The sequence below is a fragment of the Pseudomonas guangdongensis genome, from assembly GCF_900105885.1.
In the GTDB taxonomy this organism is placed as follows: Bacteria; Pseudomonadota; Gammaproteobacteria; order Pseudomonadales; family Pseudomonadaceae; genus Geopseudomonas; species Geopseudomonas guangdongensis.
Map to the genome: position 1 here is coordinate 2,127,497 of NZ_LT629780.1, position 13,626 is coordinate 2,141,122.

Annotated in this window: 16 protein-coding genes and 2 riboswitches; of the genes, 10 read left to right on the forward strand and 6 right to left on the reverse strand. The window is 67.0% G+C overall.

Going from position 1 to position 13,626, the window contains the following annotated elements; translation table 11 throughout:
• Positions 1 to 377 precede the first annotated feature (377 nt).
• Both BLU22_RS10050 and BLU22_RS10055 read left to right on the forward strand, forming a co-directional pair.
• Complete coding sequence (locus BLU22_RS10050) at positions 378 to 1,214, forward strand: CvfB family protein (RefSeq protein WP_090214088.1); 837 nt, start codon at positions 378 to 380, stop codon at positions 1,212 to 1,214.
• Between the two features lie 639 nt (positions 1,215 to 1,853).
• Entirely contained in the window at positions 1,854 to 3,023 is a 1,170-nt protein-coding gene (locus BLU22_RS10055; protein ID WP_090214090.1) for a p-hydroxyphenylacetate 3-hydroxylase oxygenase component, read from the forward strand.
• A gap of 97 nt (positions 3,024 to 3,120) precedes the next feature.
• Here the strand turns inward: BLU22_RS10055 and sugE are convergent, their stop codons facing one another.
• Positions 3,121 to 3,435: a quaternary ammonium compound efflux SMR transporter SugE gene (sugE, locus tag BLU22_RS10060; RefSeq protein WP_090214091.1), complete on the reverse strand. Its 315-nt coding sequence runs from the start codon at positions 3,433 to 3,435 to the stop codon at positions 3,121 to 3,123.
• Positions 3,436 to 3,692: 257 nt separating this feature from the next.
• Here sugE and BLU22_RS10065 point away from each other — a divergent pair, with 257 nt between their 5' ends.
• From BLU22_RS10065 to BLU22_RS10075, 3 genes are read left to right on the forward strand one after another with little or no spacing between them, the layout of a single operon-like run.
• Positions 3,693 to 4,130 (forward strand): MarR family transcriptional regulator, encoded by a 438-nt coding sequence (locus BLU22_RS10065; RefSeq protein ID WP_394327520.1) that lies wholly within the window; start codon positions 3,693 to 3,695, stop codon positions 4,128 to 4,130.
• Positions 4,130 to 5,539 (forward strand): DHA2 family efflux MFS transporter permease subunit, encoded by a 1,410-nt coding sequence (locus tag BLU22_RS10070; protein ID WP_090214095.1) that lies wholly within the window; start codon positions 4,130 to 4,132, stop codon positions 5,537 to 5,539. Before BLU22_RS10065 ends, BLU22_RS10070 begins: the two co-directional genes overlap by 1 nt.
• 58 nt (positions 5,540 to 5,597) lie before the next feature.
• Positions 5,598 to 5,888, forward strand: coding sequence for a SelT/SelW/SelH family protein (locus BLU22_RS10075; RefSeq protein WP_090214096.1), 291 nt, complete (start codon positions 5,598 to 5,600; stop codon positions 5,886 to 5,888).
• 9 nt (positions 5,889 to 5,897) lie between these two features.
• Here the strand turns inward: BLU22_RS10075 and BLU22_RS10080 are convergent, their stop codons facing one another.
• The 3 genes from BLU22_RS10080 to BLU22_RS10090 form a co-directional block, all read right to left on the reverse strand.
• Positions 5,898 to 6,761 carry a DMT family transporter gene (locus BLU22_RS10080; RefSeq protein ID WP_090214098.1) on the reverse strand — a complete coding sequence of 288 codons (864 nt, stop codon included), beginning with the start codon at positions 6,759 to 6,761 and terminating at the stop codon, positions 5,898 to 5,900.
• A gap of 68 nt (positions 6,762 to 6,829) precedes the next feature.
• Positions 6,830 to 7,330 (reverse strand): SprT family zinc-dependent metalloprotease, encoded by a 501-nt coding sequence (locus BLU22_RS10085; protein WP_090214100.1) that lies wholly within the window; start codon positions 7,328 to 7,330, stop codon positions 6,830 to 6,832.
• A 123-nt stretch (positions 7,331 to 7,453) separates the two neighbouring features.
• Entirely contained in the window at positions 7,454 to 8,053 is a 600-nt protein-coding gene (locus BLU22_RS10090) for a Yip1 family protein (protein ID WP_090214102.1), read from the reverse strand.
• A gap of 296 nt (positions 8,054 to 8,349) precedes the next feature.
• Between BLU22_RS10090 and ttcA the strand changes: the two genes are divergently transcribed.
• The 4 genes from ttcA (at position 8,350) to BLU22_RS10110 (ending at position 11,254) form a co-directional block, all read left to right on the forward strand.
• Positions 8,350 to 9,174: a tRNA 2-thiocytidine(32) synthetase TtcA gene (gene ttcA, locus BLU22_RS10095; RefSeq protein ID WP_090214103.1), complete on the forward strand. Its 825-nt coding sequence runs from the start codon at positions 8,350 to 8,352 to the stop codon at positions 9,172 to 9,174.
• Positions 9,175 to 9,190: 16 nt separating this feature from the next.
• Positions 9,191 to 9,862 carry a DNA-3-methyladenine glycosylase I gene (locus BLU22_RS10100; protein ID WP_090214105.1) on the forward strand — a complete coding sequence of 224 codons (672 nt, stop codon included), beginning with the start codon at positions 9,191 to 9,193 and terminating at the stop codon, positions 9,860 to 9,862.
• Between the two features lie 132 nt (positions 9,863 to 9,994).
• Positions 9,995 to 10,573 carry a C40 family peptidase gene (locus tag BLU22_RS10105; RefSeq protein ID WP_090214106.1) on the forward strand — a complete coding sequence of 193 codons (579 nt, stop codon included), beginning with the start codon at positions 9,995 to 9,997 and terminating at the stop codon, positions 10,571 to 10,573.
• Between the two features lie 162 nt (positions 10,574 to 10,735).
• Entirely contained in the window at positions 10,736 to 11,254 is a 519-nt protein-coding gene (locus BLU22_RS10110; RefSeq protein WP_090214108.1) for a C40 family peptidase, read from the forward strand.
• A gap of 101 nt (positions 11,255 to 11,355) precedes the next feature.
• On the opposite strand, the gene BLU22_RS10115 is transcribed toward BLU22_RS10110, so the two are convergent.
• On the reverse strand, positions 11,356 to 11,847 hold the full coding sequence (locus BLU22_RS10115; RefSeq protein WP_157718990.1) for a BCAM0308 family protein: 492 nt from the start codon (positions 11,845 to 11,847) through the stop codon (positions 11,356 to 11,358).
• Between the two features lie 249 nt (positions 11,848 to 12,096).
• On the opposite strand from BLU22_RS10115, the gene BLU22_RS10120 reads away from it, so the two are divergent.
• The gene (locus BLU22_RS10120; protein WP_090214111.1) at positions 12,097 to 12,765 is read left to right on the forward strand and encodes a phosphoribosyltransferase; all 669 of its coding nucleotides are present in this window, start codon (positions 12,097 to 12,099) and stop codon (positions 12,763 to 12,765) included.
• Positions 12,766 to 12,781: 16 nt separating this feature from the next.
• Here BLU22_RS10120 and BLU22_RS10125 read toward each other — a convergent pair whose 3' ends face one another.
• The gene (locus BLU22_RS10125) at positions 12,782 to 13,357 is read right to left on the reverse strand and encodes a trimeric intracellular cation channel family protein (protein WP_231975302.1); all 576 of its coding nucleotides are present in this window, start codon (positions 13,355 to 13,357) and stop codon (positions 12,782 to 12,784) included.
• 68 nt (positions 13,358 to 13,425) lie between these two features.
• Positions 13,426 to 13,527: riboswitch (glycine riboswitch) on the reverse strand.
• Positions 13,528 to 13,626: riboswitch (glycine riboswitch) on the reverse strand.

A 13,626-nucleotide genomic window follows, 5' to 3' on the forward strand; every position in this document is an offset into this window, starting at 1 on the left:
AGTATTGACTGCGACGCCGGAACTGCCCGGGGTCGGAACTGAGTGCAAGGAGCCAAGAAAACCGCGATGGGATTGGATCAAGATCTAAACCAGTCGATTACGATGACACTGCAACACAGTGGCACCACCCTACGCGGTAATGCGGTCGGGTGCAAATCCTTTCTGCGGCCTGCGCGCGGGAGTAGTCAGGCGTATGTTTTGCTATCACGCAGAGTGCCTTTGAAATCAAGGAGTTGGGTCACTCTGACGAAAGTCTGGGGTTATGCGCAGTCGTCGGTCGGGCGCCCGCAGTCATGTCTCATGGCCTGCGTCGATCGGCCGGTATTTGCCGGGCGATCTCGGCTAGAATGCTGCCCCTGGCAATCAAGGTATGCGACATGGCACTGATCGGGCAGTTCAACACTCTGCAGGTGGTCAAACACACGGATTTCGGCCTCTATCTGGATGGCGGTGCCGACGGCGAAATTCTGCTGCCTCGGCGCTATGTGCCCAAGGACGAACCGTGCGAGGTGGGCGACTGGCTCAACGTGTTCGTCTACCTGGACAGCGAGGATCGCATCATCGCCACCACCCAGAAGCCCAGGGTGCAGGTCGGCGGTTTCGCCAGCCTCAAAGTGGTGGCGATCAACCATGTCGGTTTGTTTCTCGACTGGGGACTGCCCAAGGACCTGTTCCTGCCGCATTCCGAGGAAAAGCGGCCGCTGCAGGTCGGCGACTACTGCGTGGTGCATGTCTATCTCGATCCGCGCACCCGGCGCATCACCGCCACCGCGCGTCTCGACCGCTATCTCGACAAGACGCCGCCCGCCTACCGGCCGGGCCAGGCGGTCGACCTGCTGGTGGTCGAGCGCACCGACCTGGGCTTCAAGGCCATCGTCGAGGGCCGCCACTGGGGGTTGATCCACAAGAACGAGCTGTTCAAGTTCCTCCGGGCGGGCCTGCGCGAGACCGGCTACATCAAGGAAGTGCGCGCCGACGGCAAGATCAGCCTGAGCCTGCAGCCGGTCGGTCGGGCGGCGGGCGACCAGTTGAGCGAGCAGATTCTTTCCCGGCTGCGCGAGGCCGGCGGGCGTCTGGCGCTGAACGACAAGAGTGCGCCGGAAGAGATCGTTCGCCTGTTCGGGGTGAGCAAGGGCAACTTCAAGAAGGCCATCGGCGGCCTGTACAAGCAGGGGCTGATCGTCATCCACGACGACGGCATCGAGCTGCGCTGAGCGGCCGCGCGGCGGCAGAGGTCGCGGCGCTCCTTTGCGGCGGGCTGGCGCGATAGTCGGCAGCCCGCGGTACGTCTCCCTCAATTCCAGACTGATTCACTGTGTGCCGCGCCCGATGCGCTCCGGAGGCGGCGGCTTGCGGCTGCGCGTTCTGCGTCGCCGTGACTCCCGCGGTGGATGACCTGCCGTTTTGGCAGTGACTGTAGCGCCGCCCGTCGCCCGTCGGGGTTTTCAGCAGTACGGCCGCGATTTGTGCAAGTGCAGTTGAGCCCGCTCTTTCGGTTGTTTGGCGCTCGGTGTTCCGTTTCGTTGCGATGTCGCGCGTTTCGCTGAAAAACCCGGCGAACCAGCGAGTTGTACTGCTCGCTGGAGCTGTCCTGGGCTGTTTGGTGGGCTATTCGTACGCTTGGTCAGGCCCCATGCTTGCCACGAAAAGTGCAATTGACTCTATGAAAGGTGCATTCAGCACGGCTGTTCGGCAACCCATAATGCCGGCCACGGACCGCTGGCCGGCCGGGCAAATCGCCTGGAATCGACCAGACTGAGAGCGTGTGGTCATTCCTGCCAAGCGTCCTCGTGCCTTGTGTCCCCGACGTATCGACAGTACACACAATAAGTATCTGCCCGGACATCACCATCATGAAACGATCGAATCCCCTGCTGGAAAAGCTGCAAACCATCCTGCCGGCCATCGCCGCCAACGCCGCCAAGGCGGAGCAGGAGCGCAAGGTGCCGGAGGAGAACATCGCTCTGCTGAAGAGCATCGGGATGCACCGCGCCTTCCAGCCCAAGGCCTACGGCGGTCTGGAAATCTCCCTGCCCGAGTTCACCAACTGCGTGGCCGCGCTGGCCGGCGCCTGCGGCGGCACCGCCTGGGCCTTCAGCCTGCTGTGCACCCACAGCCACCAGCTGGCGATGTTCCCCAAGCAGCTGCAGGACGAGATCTGGGGCGACAACCCCGACGCCACCGCCAGCAGCAGCATCGCACCGTTCAGCACCATCGAGGAAGCCGAGGGCGGCGTGCTGCTCAGCGGCGAGATGGGCTGGAGCAGCGGCTGTGACCACGCCGAGTGGGCCATCGTCGGCATGCGCCGCAAGAATGCCGAAGGCGAGCTGGTCTACAGCTTCGGCGTGCTGCCGCGCAGCGATTACGAGATCCGCGACGACTGGTTCTCCGTCGGCATGCGCAGCAGCGGCTCGAAGACCCTGGTGATCAAGAATGCCTTCATCCCCAACCACCGCATCCAGGCGGCCAAGGACATGATGGAAGGCAAGTCCGCGGGCTTCGGTCTGTACCCGGACAGCAAGATCTTCTACACCCCGTACCGTCCGTACTTCGCCTGCGGTTTCTCCGCCATCAGCCTGGGCATCGCCGAGCGCATGCTGGTCGCCTTCAAGGAAAAGCAGAAGAACCGCGTGCGCGCCTACACCGGTGCCAACGTCGGTGCCGCCACCCCGGCGCTGATGCGTCTGGCCGAGTCGACCCATCAGGTCGCCGCTGCCCGCGCCTTCCTCGAAAAGACCTGGGACGAGCATGCCGAATACGGCGAGCGCAAGCAGTACCCGAGCCGCGAGACCCTGGCCTACTGGCGCACCAACCAGGCCTATGCGGTGAAGATGTGCATCGAGGCCGTCGACCGCCTGTTCGGCGCCGCCGGTGCCACCAGCTGGTTCGAGAACAGCGAGATCCAGCGCCTGTTCCGCGACTCGCACATGACCGGTGCGCATGCCTACACCGACTACGACGTCTGCGCGCAGATCCTCGGCCGCGAGCTGATGGGCCTGGAGCCGGATCCGACTATGGTGTAAGGCTGGCTTTGCCCGGAGATTCCGGGTGGCGAAACGAAAGGGGGTGCTGCTTGCAGCACCCCCTTTTTGCGTCCGGGTCAGAGCGATGGCCGGAAGCTCAGTGCGCCAGCTTGAGCCCGATCAGTCCGCAGACGATCAGCAGCACGCTGCACAGCCGCAGCGGGGCGAGCGACTCGCCGAACAGCAGGATGCCGGCGATCACCGTGCCGACCGCGCCGATGCCGGTCCAGATCGCATAGGCGGTGCCCAGCGGCAGCTCCTTCATGGCCAGACCGAGCAGGCCGATGCTGACCAGCATGGCGGCGACGGTAAGCAGGGTGGGCAGCGGGCGGCTGAAACCGTCGGTGTATTTCAGGCCGATGGCCCAGGCGACCTCGAACAGGCCGGCGAGCAGCAGGATGAGCCAGGACATGGCGAACCTCCGTGGGTGGCAGGTTGGGGCCGTCCCCGGATGGTCGCAGGATGCGGTGAGGTCGTCCTCACAGGAGGCCGCGATTGTGCACGGAATCCGTCCTCGGGCCAATCGTGGCGGGGCCGGGAGCGCGTGCGTCGAGCCGGTGCGGGTCGCCATGTGCATGCCCGGCATGCCGATGGGCTCCGCCGGTCGGCGGGCATTGCAGGTAAATACTTAGTTTGCTAATAATTAGCTCATTGAGTATTTCCGAGGGCTTGCCCGTGGCTACCACAGATCATCAGTTCGGTGCGGAAATCGCCTTGCTGGCGCGCACCTGGCGCGCCGAACTGGATCGCCGGCTCAATCATCTAGGCTTGTCACAGGCGCGCTGGCTGGTGCTGCTGCACCTGGCGCGACACCCGCAGGCGCCGACACAGAGCGAACTGGCCGCGCTGGTGGGGGTGGAGTGCGCCACGCTGGCGCGTCTGCTCGACGGCCTCGAGGCGCAGCAACTGGTGCGCCGCGTCACGGTCGCCGAGGACCGGCGCGCCAAGCGCATCGAACTGCTGCCGCCGACCGCGGCGCTGATCGAGCGGATCGAGGCGATCGCCACCGAGTTGCGCGGCGAGATTCTCGCCGACATCGACGATGAAGAACTGCGTGTCTGCCAGCGTGTGCATGCGCGGATGCTGGCCAACCTGGAGCGGCGCTGATGGGCCACGATCTCGACAGTCTCAAGCAGCGTTTCGGTGCCGGCTACCCGCGCTGGCTGCTGGCGTTGCTGATCGTTTCGACCATGACCATGGTGCTGGCCTCGACCAGCGTCAACGTGGCGCTGCCCTCGATCATGCAGGAGTTCGCCATCGGCCGGCCGCTGGCGCAGTGGCTGATCACCGGCTTTCTCGCGGCGATGACCTCGGGCCTGCTGCTGTCTTCCTGGGCGCAGGCGCGTTTCGGCGCTCGCGCCACTCTGCTGTCGACCTTCGCGGTGTTCCTGCTCACCTCGCTGCTGGCGCCGCTGCTGGAGTCGATCTGGGCGCTGATCGCCGTGCGCATCCTGCAGGGCGTGTGTGCCGGCATCGTCCAGCCGCTGTCGATGGTGCTGATCTTCCGCGCCTACCCGGACCGGGGGCGCGGGCTGGCGCTCGGCCTGTTCGGCCTGGGGGTGATGATGGCGCCGGCGCTCGGTCCGACCCTGGCCGGCTATCTGGTCGACCATTTCGGCTGGGGAGCGATCTTCTGGCTGCCGGCGCCGATCTGCGTGCTCAGCCTGATCGGCGGGGCGCGACTGCTGCCCAGCCTGCGCGCGCTGGCCCCGCCGCGTCTGGACGTGCCGGGCTTCATCCTGCTCAACCTGGCGCTGTTCGGCACGCTCGGTGCGCTGGCCGAGGCGCAGCGCTTCGGCTGGCTGGCGCCGATCACCGTGTTGCCCGGGGTGGTCGGTCTGTTCGCGCTGCTGGCCTTTCTCTGGCGCTGCAACCGCCATCCGGCGCCGCTGCTGGCGCTGCGGCTATGGCGCGACGCCAGTTTCCGGCGAGCCAGTTGGGTAGCGCTGGTGCTGGGGCTGGGGCTGTTCGGCATCACCTACCTGATTCCGCTGTTCGTGCAGACCGTGGAGGGTTACAGCGCCGGCGAGGCCGGTCTGCTGCTGCTGCCCACCGGTCTGGTGCTGGGCGTCGCGGCCTTCTGCGGCGGCTGGCTGAGCGACCGGCTGGCCGCGCGCTGGCTGCTGGTCGGCGGGCTGGCGCTGCTGGCCCTGTCCGCCGGCGGGCAGGCGTTGCTCGGCAGCGGCGCGGGATTCTGGGTCATCTGCCTGTGGGCGTCGCTGGGGCGTATCGGCCTGGGCGGCATCCTGCCCGGGGTGAGCACCGCGGCGGTGCAGGATCTGCCCGCCGAGGAGCTGTCACGCGCCACAGGGGCGATCACCTTCATGCGCCAGCTCGGCGGGGCCTTCGGCATCAACCTGCTGACCTTCTTCCTCGAATGGCGGCATGTCGCCGAGGGCGCCAGTCTGGCCGGCGATGCCCGGGCGTTCCAGCAGGGTTTCTGGCTGCTGGCGGTGCTGTTCGCCCTGGCCATCGTGCCAGCCTGGCGCCTGCGCCCGGCGGCCGTGCGCGCCTGAGGACGGGGCAGGGCGCTATGATGGCGCCCCGACCACTGCCCGTCAGAGCGCCTGCCCCATGAGCCAGAGCAAGCCCGAGATCGTCATCACCTACTGTACCCAGTGCCAATGGTTGCTGCGCGCCGCCTGGCTGGCCCAGGAGCTGCTTTCCACCTTCGGCGAGGACCTCGGTCGGGTGAGCCTGGAGCCCGCCCGCGGCGGCCAGTTCCGCATCACCTGCGATGGCGTGGAAGTCTGGGAGCGCAAGGCCGACGGCGGCTTCCCCGAGGCCAAGGTGCTCAAGCAGCGGGTACGCGACCGGATCGACCCGGACCGCGATCTGGGGCACAGCGACCGTCATACCCGCTAGCCTGCTCGTTCAGCGGGGCAGGCGCACGCTGAGGATGATCGCCAGGACGATCAGCGCGCCGCCGGCGAGGGTGCGTGCGCCGGGCACCTCGGCGAACAGCAGCCAGGCGAACAGGATGCCGTAGACCGGTTCCAGGGCGAAGACCACGGCGACGCTGCGGGCCTTGAGCACGCTCAGGCTGGCGACGAACAGGCTGTGCGCCATGCCGGTACACAGCACGCCGAGCAGGGCCACCCACAGCCAGTCGCTGGGCGGCAGTTGCGGGACCTGCGCGGCGGCCAGCGGTAGCAGGCAGAGAGCGATGGTCAGGTTCTGCCACAGGGCAGCCTGCACCGGGCCGATGTCGCGGGCGCTGGCGCGGTTGAGCAGCGACAGCAGGGCGAACAGCAAGCCGGAGAGAATGGCCCAGAGCAGGCCACGGCTGGCGTCGGCGTCGAGATCGAAGCCTGGGGTGACCAGCAGCAGGCCCATGGCGATCAGGCCGACCACGGCGAACTCCGGCAGGCGCAGGCGCTCGCGGAACAGCAGGCCTTCGAGCAGCAAGGTAAAGGCCGGAAAGCTGGCGAAGCCCAGGGTCGCCACCGCGACGCCGGAAACCTTCACCGCGACGAAGAAGGTCAGCCAGTGACTGCCCAGCAATATTCCCCCGAGAGCCAGCCGGGCGAGCTGCGCGAGGCTCGGCAGGGCGCGGCCGCCCCGCGACAGGCTGGCAAGCAGGCCCAGGGCCAGCACGGCGAAGGCGGCGCGCAGGGCGGTGATCGCCAGGGGCGAAGCCTCGGCCAGCTTGCCGAGTACGCCGGTAAGGCCGAACAGCAGGGCGCCGGCATGCACGGCGAGCAGCGCCTGGCGAAGGGTGAGGGGCGAGGAAAGCATGGGTGTCCGCATCCTGAACGGGCCGGCAGTTTAAATCTGTCCGGGTGACGGCGTCCGCGTACCGTGCGCTAACCCTGATCTTCGCCGCGTTGCTCGCCGGTGAAGCGCAGCGGCCCCCGGCAGCGCCGGCACAGGTACTGGCGACCGCGCAGCACCAGCGCATGGCGCTGCGGGGTGAAGGCGAACTCGCCGTCCGGGCATCGGCAGCGATATAGATAGTGGCGCTGCCGACGCTCGACCGCATAGTGGTGGCAGCGCTCGGCCGGCAGATCGTAGACCTGGCGCATGATCGCCTGCCAGTGGCTGCCGTGCGGGCGGATGCGGGCGCCGTAGAGCTGGTGGGCGACCAGATGGGCGACCTCGTGGGCCACGGTCTGGCGCAGGAAGTGTTCGCGGTTCTCGCGATACAGCTGGGCGTTGAAGCGCAGGCGGTTCTCGTCGAGATGGGCGACGCCGGCCTTGAGGCCGCGCAGGCGCAGGCTGACTTCGGGGCGGGCGAAACGGCGGTCGAAGAAGCGCTCGGCCTGCAGGAAGCAGGCCTCGACACGGGCGAGCAACTGTTCGGGCATGGGCGGGTCCATGGGAAGGGACGCACGATTATGCCGTGGCCGACAGGGAAACAGCAGAGCCGCCTGCAGGCGGCTCAAGTGACGGCTTGTTCTTGTTGACACCGCCTGTTGTTGTTCTCGCGGCTAGCTGGTGTAGACCGGGCCGAGGCCGAAGCCCCACAGCACCACGGATACGGCGATCATCGCGACCAGCACCACCAGGCCGACGGCCAGCACCGAACTGGAGAACATGAACCCCTCGTCCTTGGGAATGTTCATGAAGGCCGGGATACCGACATACAGCAGGTAGGCCGTGTAGCACACCGCCGCGGTGCCGATGAACATGGCCAGCCACAGGTTGGGATACAGGGCGGCCAGCCCGCCGATGAACAGCGGCGTGGCGCAGTAGGCGGCAAACACCACGCAGTCGGTCAGGCTCGGCTTGGCATCGTAGGTGCGCGACATCCAGTGGATGAAGGCCCCCATCACCGCAACGCCGGCGAGCATCGCCAGGTAGGACAGCACGGTCATCTGCAGGGCGCTGCCGGTGGTCAGACGCACGGCATCGCCACCGCCGATCGACCAGCCGACCTGGGTGGTGCCGATGTAGGCGGATACGACGGGAATGGCGGCAAGGATGAGCACATGGCTCAGATACATGTGGCTGATGGTTTCTTTCTCGCCACGAATCTCTTGCCATTCTTGATCAGGATGGGCGAAGAGCCCCCAAACGTGGTGGATCATGGTCGTTCACCTCCTCGTTATATGGGGATCGCCCCTGACACATCACGGCGCCGCCTGTGCGGCAGGCGTCGGTATCGAGCTGTCCGTTGCGACCCTGTGTCGCAGTATAGGTGCGCCACGGGCCGGCAGGCGGCCGCCCTATAGAGCGATTTGTCCTTTCAAGGGTATCGGCTGATAGCCAGGCTGCATGGGTGGCACGGCGACCGTTGGCGCCGGCGAGTGCGCGAATGGGCTGGGGCGGCGGCGTGTTTGTGCGTAAAATCGCCGGATTTCGCAACTCCCCGGATTTCACGCTCATGGGCACCCTTTCGGTCAACCAGAACAAGCTGCAGAAACGCCTGCGTCGCCTGGCCGGCGAAGCTGTCACCGACTTCAACATGATCGAGGACGGCGACAAGGTCATGGTCTGCCTGTCCGGCGGCAAGGACAGCTACACCATGCTCGACGTGCTGCTCTATCTGCAGAAGGTCGCGCCGATCAAGTTCGAGATCGTGGCGGTGAACATGGACCAGAAGCAGCCGGGCTTCCCCGAGCACGTGCTGCCCGAGTACCTGAAGTCCATCGGCGTCGAGTACCACATCATCGAGAAGGACACCTACTCGGTGGTCAAGGAGAAGATCCCCGAGGGCAAGACCACCTGCTCGCTGTGCTCGCGCCTGCGTCGCGGCACCCTGTACACCTTCGCCGACCAGATCGGTGCGACCAAGATGGCCCTCGGTCACCACCGCGACGACATCGTCGAGACCTTCTTCCTCAACATGTTCTACGGCGGCACCCTCAAGGCCATGCCGCCCAAGCTGCTCTCCGACGACGGCCGCAACGTGGTGATCCGCCCGCTGGCCTATTGCAGCGAGGCCGACATCGAGGCCTACGCCAGGCTCAAGGAATTCCCGATCATCCCCTGCAACCTGTGCGGCTCGCAGGAGAACCTGCAGCGCCAGGTGGTCAAGGAGATGCTCCAGGAGTGGGAGCGCAAGTCGCCGGGGCGTACCGAGATCATGTTCCGCGCGTTGCAGAACGTGGTGCCCTCGCAACTGGCTGACCGCAACCTGTTCGATTTCACCAGCCTGCGCATCGACAGCCAGGCCACACCGCGCTTCATCGACGTGATGAGCCTCTGAGGCGCAGCGGCCCACCATGCGCGACTACCCATGGCTGCACGAGTACTGTCTGAACCGCTTCGGCTCGGCCGCGGCGCTGGAGGCACGCCTGCCGCAGGCGAGGTCGGCGGACGAGCTGCGCGCGATCCCCGACGACCGCTACCTGTCGCTGCTCAGCCTGCGGGTGTTCCGCGCCGGTCTCAAGCACAGCCTGGTGGATGCCAAGTGGCCTGCCTTCGAAGCGGCGTTCTTCGCCTTCGATCCGCACAAGGTGGTGCTGATGGGCGCCGAGCATCTGGAACGGCTGATGCAGGATGCGCGGCTGATCCGCCATCTGGCCAAGCTCAACAGCGTGCCGCGCAACGCCCAGTTGGTGCTCGACATCGCCCGCGAGCACGGCAGCTTCGGCGCTTGGCTGGCCGACTGGCCGGTCGATGACATCGTCGGCCTGTGGCGCCAGCTGGGCAAACGCGGCAGCCAGCTCGGCGGCCTATCGGCGCCGCGCTTCCTGCGCATGGCCGGTAAGGACACCTTTATCCCCACCGACGACGTGGTCGCCGCGCTCAGGGCCCAGGGCGTCGTCGACAGGGCGCCGACCAGCCAGCGCGACCTGGCCGCGGTACAGGCCGCCTTCAACGCCTGGCAGATCCAGAGCGGACGGCCGCTGTGCCAGCTGTCGGCGATGCTGGCCTTCACGGTCAACCACTGAGTCGCCGAGCCGGGGCGCGCCTAGACGGTCCGGCGCAGGCGGCGAGTCACACTCCGGGCAATAAAATTTGCAAATGAGGTCGATAGACGGCATAGTCCCGCGTCATCAATTTTCAACGACACGGCTGTGCCCATGCTCAAACGCTTCGCACCCCTCGTGCCAATTACCCTGGCCCTTCTGCTGACCGCCTGTGCCACGACCCAGGCTCCGCAGCAGTCCTACGACTCGGCGCAGCACGCGCTGTCCTTCGAACGCGAGACCGCCGCGGTCGCCAAGGCCGAGGAGTCGGCCGCCGAGCAACAGCTGCTCGACGACAAGCCCTACGAGCTGCCGACCCTGAGCGCGATCCTCGAACGCGGTTTCGAACTGATCGGTACGCCCTATCGCTACGGCGGCTCCTCGACGCGCACCGGCTTCGATTGCAGTGGTTTCATCGGTTACCTGTTCCGCGAAGAGGCCGGCATTCAGCTGCCGCGCTCGACCCGCGAGATGATCAAGCTCGATGCGCCCAAGGTGGCGCGCCACGACCTGCAGCCGGGCGACCTGATCTTCTTCGCCAACCGTGGTCGCGTCGACCATGCCGGCATCTATATCGGCGACGGCGAGTTCATTCACTCGGCCAGCAAGCGCAGCGGTGGCGTGCGGGTCGACAAGCTGTCCAGCCGCTACTGGAACAGCCGTTATCTGATGGCCAAGCGCGTGCTGGACTGATCGCCCGCCGCTTCCGAGCCCTTCTCGAAAAGCCCATCGGTCCCCCGATGGGCTTTTTGCATCATGGCCATCTATATTTGCCCCACCTTGCCTGGCCGGGCTTGCGGGCGCGTGCGACGCGCGGCACAGTGGCAGGCGTTTTTTCGCAGGGATTCGCTGCTCATGTCCGTACCCGCCCGCCTTCTCGTCGTGACCCTCAGCCTGCTGCTCGGCGCCTGCGCGTCACGGGCGCCGGTCGCGCTACCGCCGGTCAGCCAGACCCTGCCGGCGTCCGGGGTCGCCGAGGATGTGCTGATCCGCGCCATCGGCCTGGTCGGCACCCCCTATCGCTGGGGCGGCAACACCCCGGACAGCGGTTTCGACTGCAGCGGGCTGATCGGCTACGTCTATCGGCATGCCGCCGGGCTGCAGCTGCCGCGCACCACCGGCGAGATGAGCGCGCTGCGCGTGCCGCAGGTGGCGCGTCAGCACCTGCGCTCCGGCGATCTGGTGTTCTTCGCCACGGCCGGCGGGCGCCGGGTCAGTCATGCCGGCATCTACGTCGGCGACGGCCGCTTCGTGCACGCGCCACGCACCGGCGGCACGGTGCGTCTGGACAGCCTGAGCAACAGCTACTGGCAGCGCCACTACCTCGACGCCCGCCGCGTGCTCGGCGACGGCCAGCTGGCCGGCAATCCCTGATACGGCGGCGCTCCCTGCCGCCCCTTCGCATTCCTGCCCGCTCGGCACTGCGCCCTGTCGTTGCCCTGCGCGACCGATGAGCCCTGCGTCGTTCGCAGGCCTCAGTCGCGCTTCCAGCTGACGTCGAGGTGGGTTTCGTTGTCGGTGTAGGTGTAATGCGCGGTGCCGTCGTAGGCCGCCTCCAGGGCGTGCGCGATGCGGTTGGCCAGGTGCGTGCCGGTGGTGCTGACCATCAGCCGTTCGCCCTCGTCGGCGATGTCGATCAGCCGCTCCAGGGCGTGTTCCTTGCTCTCCTGGGCCTCGGTGTGGCGGATCAGGTTGACGATTTCCGTGCGATGGGCCTGCAGGAACGCCCCCGACAGGCTGAGGTTGCCCGCCGCGTTGTGCTCGGCGATGCGCCGGCAGGCCGGGCAGGTGACCGTTTCGCAGGGGCTGTCGGCCGGCGGCGCCTGCCAGGACCAGCGCCCGGTGCTGAAATAGGCGCCGCAGCCGCTGCAGTGCTGGTGGCCGGCGTGATGCTGGTGAGCCCGATCCCGGTCGTGGTGCTGTGGCTGGGTCAGCGCTGCCTTGTTGCCTCGTTGATGCTTGTCCATGACCGACTCCCGCTTGAAGGAATTCATCTGCCGAACGCAGTCCGTCTGCGCGGCTCGCATGTCCTTTCCAGTGTCGAAAAGCGAACCGGCGGACAGTTTGAGTATGGTCAAGGCCTGCACGGTTTCTTTAGGCGCTTTTGCTGTTTGCAGAGTGCTGCAGATCGCCAAGGGTGATCAGACGAGGCCGCCTTGCGAGCGTCGCCGGCCGGTATAGGCTGTCGTAACCAGGCCATGCCCGCAGGAGGTTCCATGCAGCCCAAGACGCCGATGGCAGTGCCGATTCCCGACCGGATGGCGGCCGGGCGTGCCCTGGCCGGATTGTTGGAAGACTATCGTGGCAGCGACGCCATCGTTCTCGCCCTGCCGCGCGGCGGCGTGCCGGTGGCCTGGGAAATCGCCCGCGCCCTGGATTTGCCGCTGGATCTGCTGCCGGTGCGCAAGCTCGGCATGCCCGGCCATGCCGAATATGCCCTGGGCGCCATCGCCGGCGGTGGCGTGCGGGTGCTCAACCCGCAGGCGCTGCACGGCGCGGCGCCCGATCCCGAGTATCTGGAGCAGGTCACCGCGCGCGAGCGCCGCGAGCTTGAGCGCCGCGAGCAGCTCTACCGCGGCGAGCGGCCGCCGCCATCGTTGCGTGGGCGTACGGTACTGCTGGTCGACGACGGCCTGGCTACCGGCGCGACCATGCGCGCGGCGGTGCAGGCGGTGCGCCGTCAGGCCCCGGCGCGCATCGTGCTGGCGGTGCCGGTGGCCTCCCGCGAGGCGCTGGCCGAGCTGCGTGCGCGGGTCGAGGAGATCGTCTGCCCGCTGGTGCCGGACTGGCTCTCGTCGATCGGCGAGTGGTATCTGGACTTCGCCCAGACCGAGGATGCCAGGGTGCTGGCGATCCTCGCCGAGGCCTGGGCGCGCCCGCTCTGAGCCGGCGCCCCGGGACTCACTCCCAGCGGCCGGGCTGGTAGGAGAACACCGGCAGCGACCACGACCAGCGGATCGCCGCCAGGCGCAGGGCCAGGCCGAAGCTGAAGGCGGCCAGCAGGTTGATATCGTGGTTGATCCCCAGTTTCTCCATCAGCAGGTAAAGCATCGCCACCAGCATCGACACGCTGGCGTACAGCTCGTGGCGCAGCACCACCGGCACGCGCTGGCAGAGGATGTCGCGCAGGATGCCGCCGAAGATGCCGGTGATCATGCCGGCCATGATCACCACCGGGGTCGAGTACTCCAGCTGCAGGGCGACGTTGCAGCCGATCACCGTGAAGGCGATCAGGCCCATGGCGTCGAGCACCAGGAACACCTTGTGCAGGTGGTGCATGAAGCGCGCCACCAGCATGGTGAACAGGCCGGCGCCGATGGTCAGGTAGATGTAGGGCGGGTGCTGGGTCCAGCCGACCGGGAAGTTGCCGAGCAGCAGGTCGCGCACGGTGCCGCCGCCCAGCGCGGTGATGAAGGCGATCAGCGCGACGCCGAACATGTCCATGTTGCGCCGCCCGGCGGCGAGCGCGCCGGACATGGCCTCGGCGGTGATGGCGATGATGTAGATGTAGGTGAGCACGGGAGGACTCCTCGAAGTCTGGGGTCGCCTCTCCCTCTGTCCTGTGTACCTGAGAGTTTTCACGGCCGTTCGGCCGCTTTGCCCCTTCGGTGGGTTGCTCGCGGCAACCTCTCTCCAGTTGGCGTCATGGGTGCTTCGCAGTTCAGGGGCCTGAGCGATTATGGGAGTTTGCGCCTTCGGCGGAGCGTTCGGGGTGGCCGCAACGCTCGCTCTCCTGCGAGCGGGTG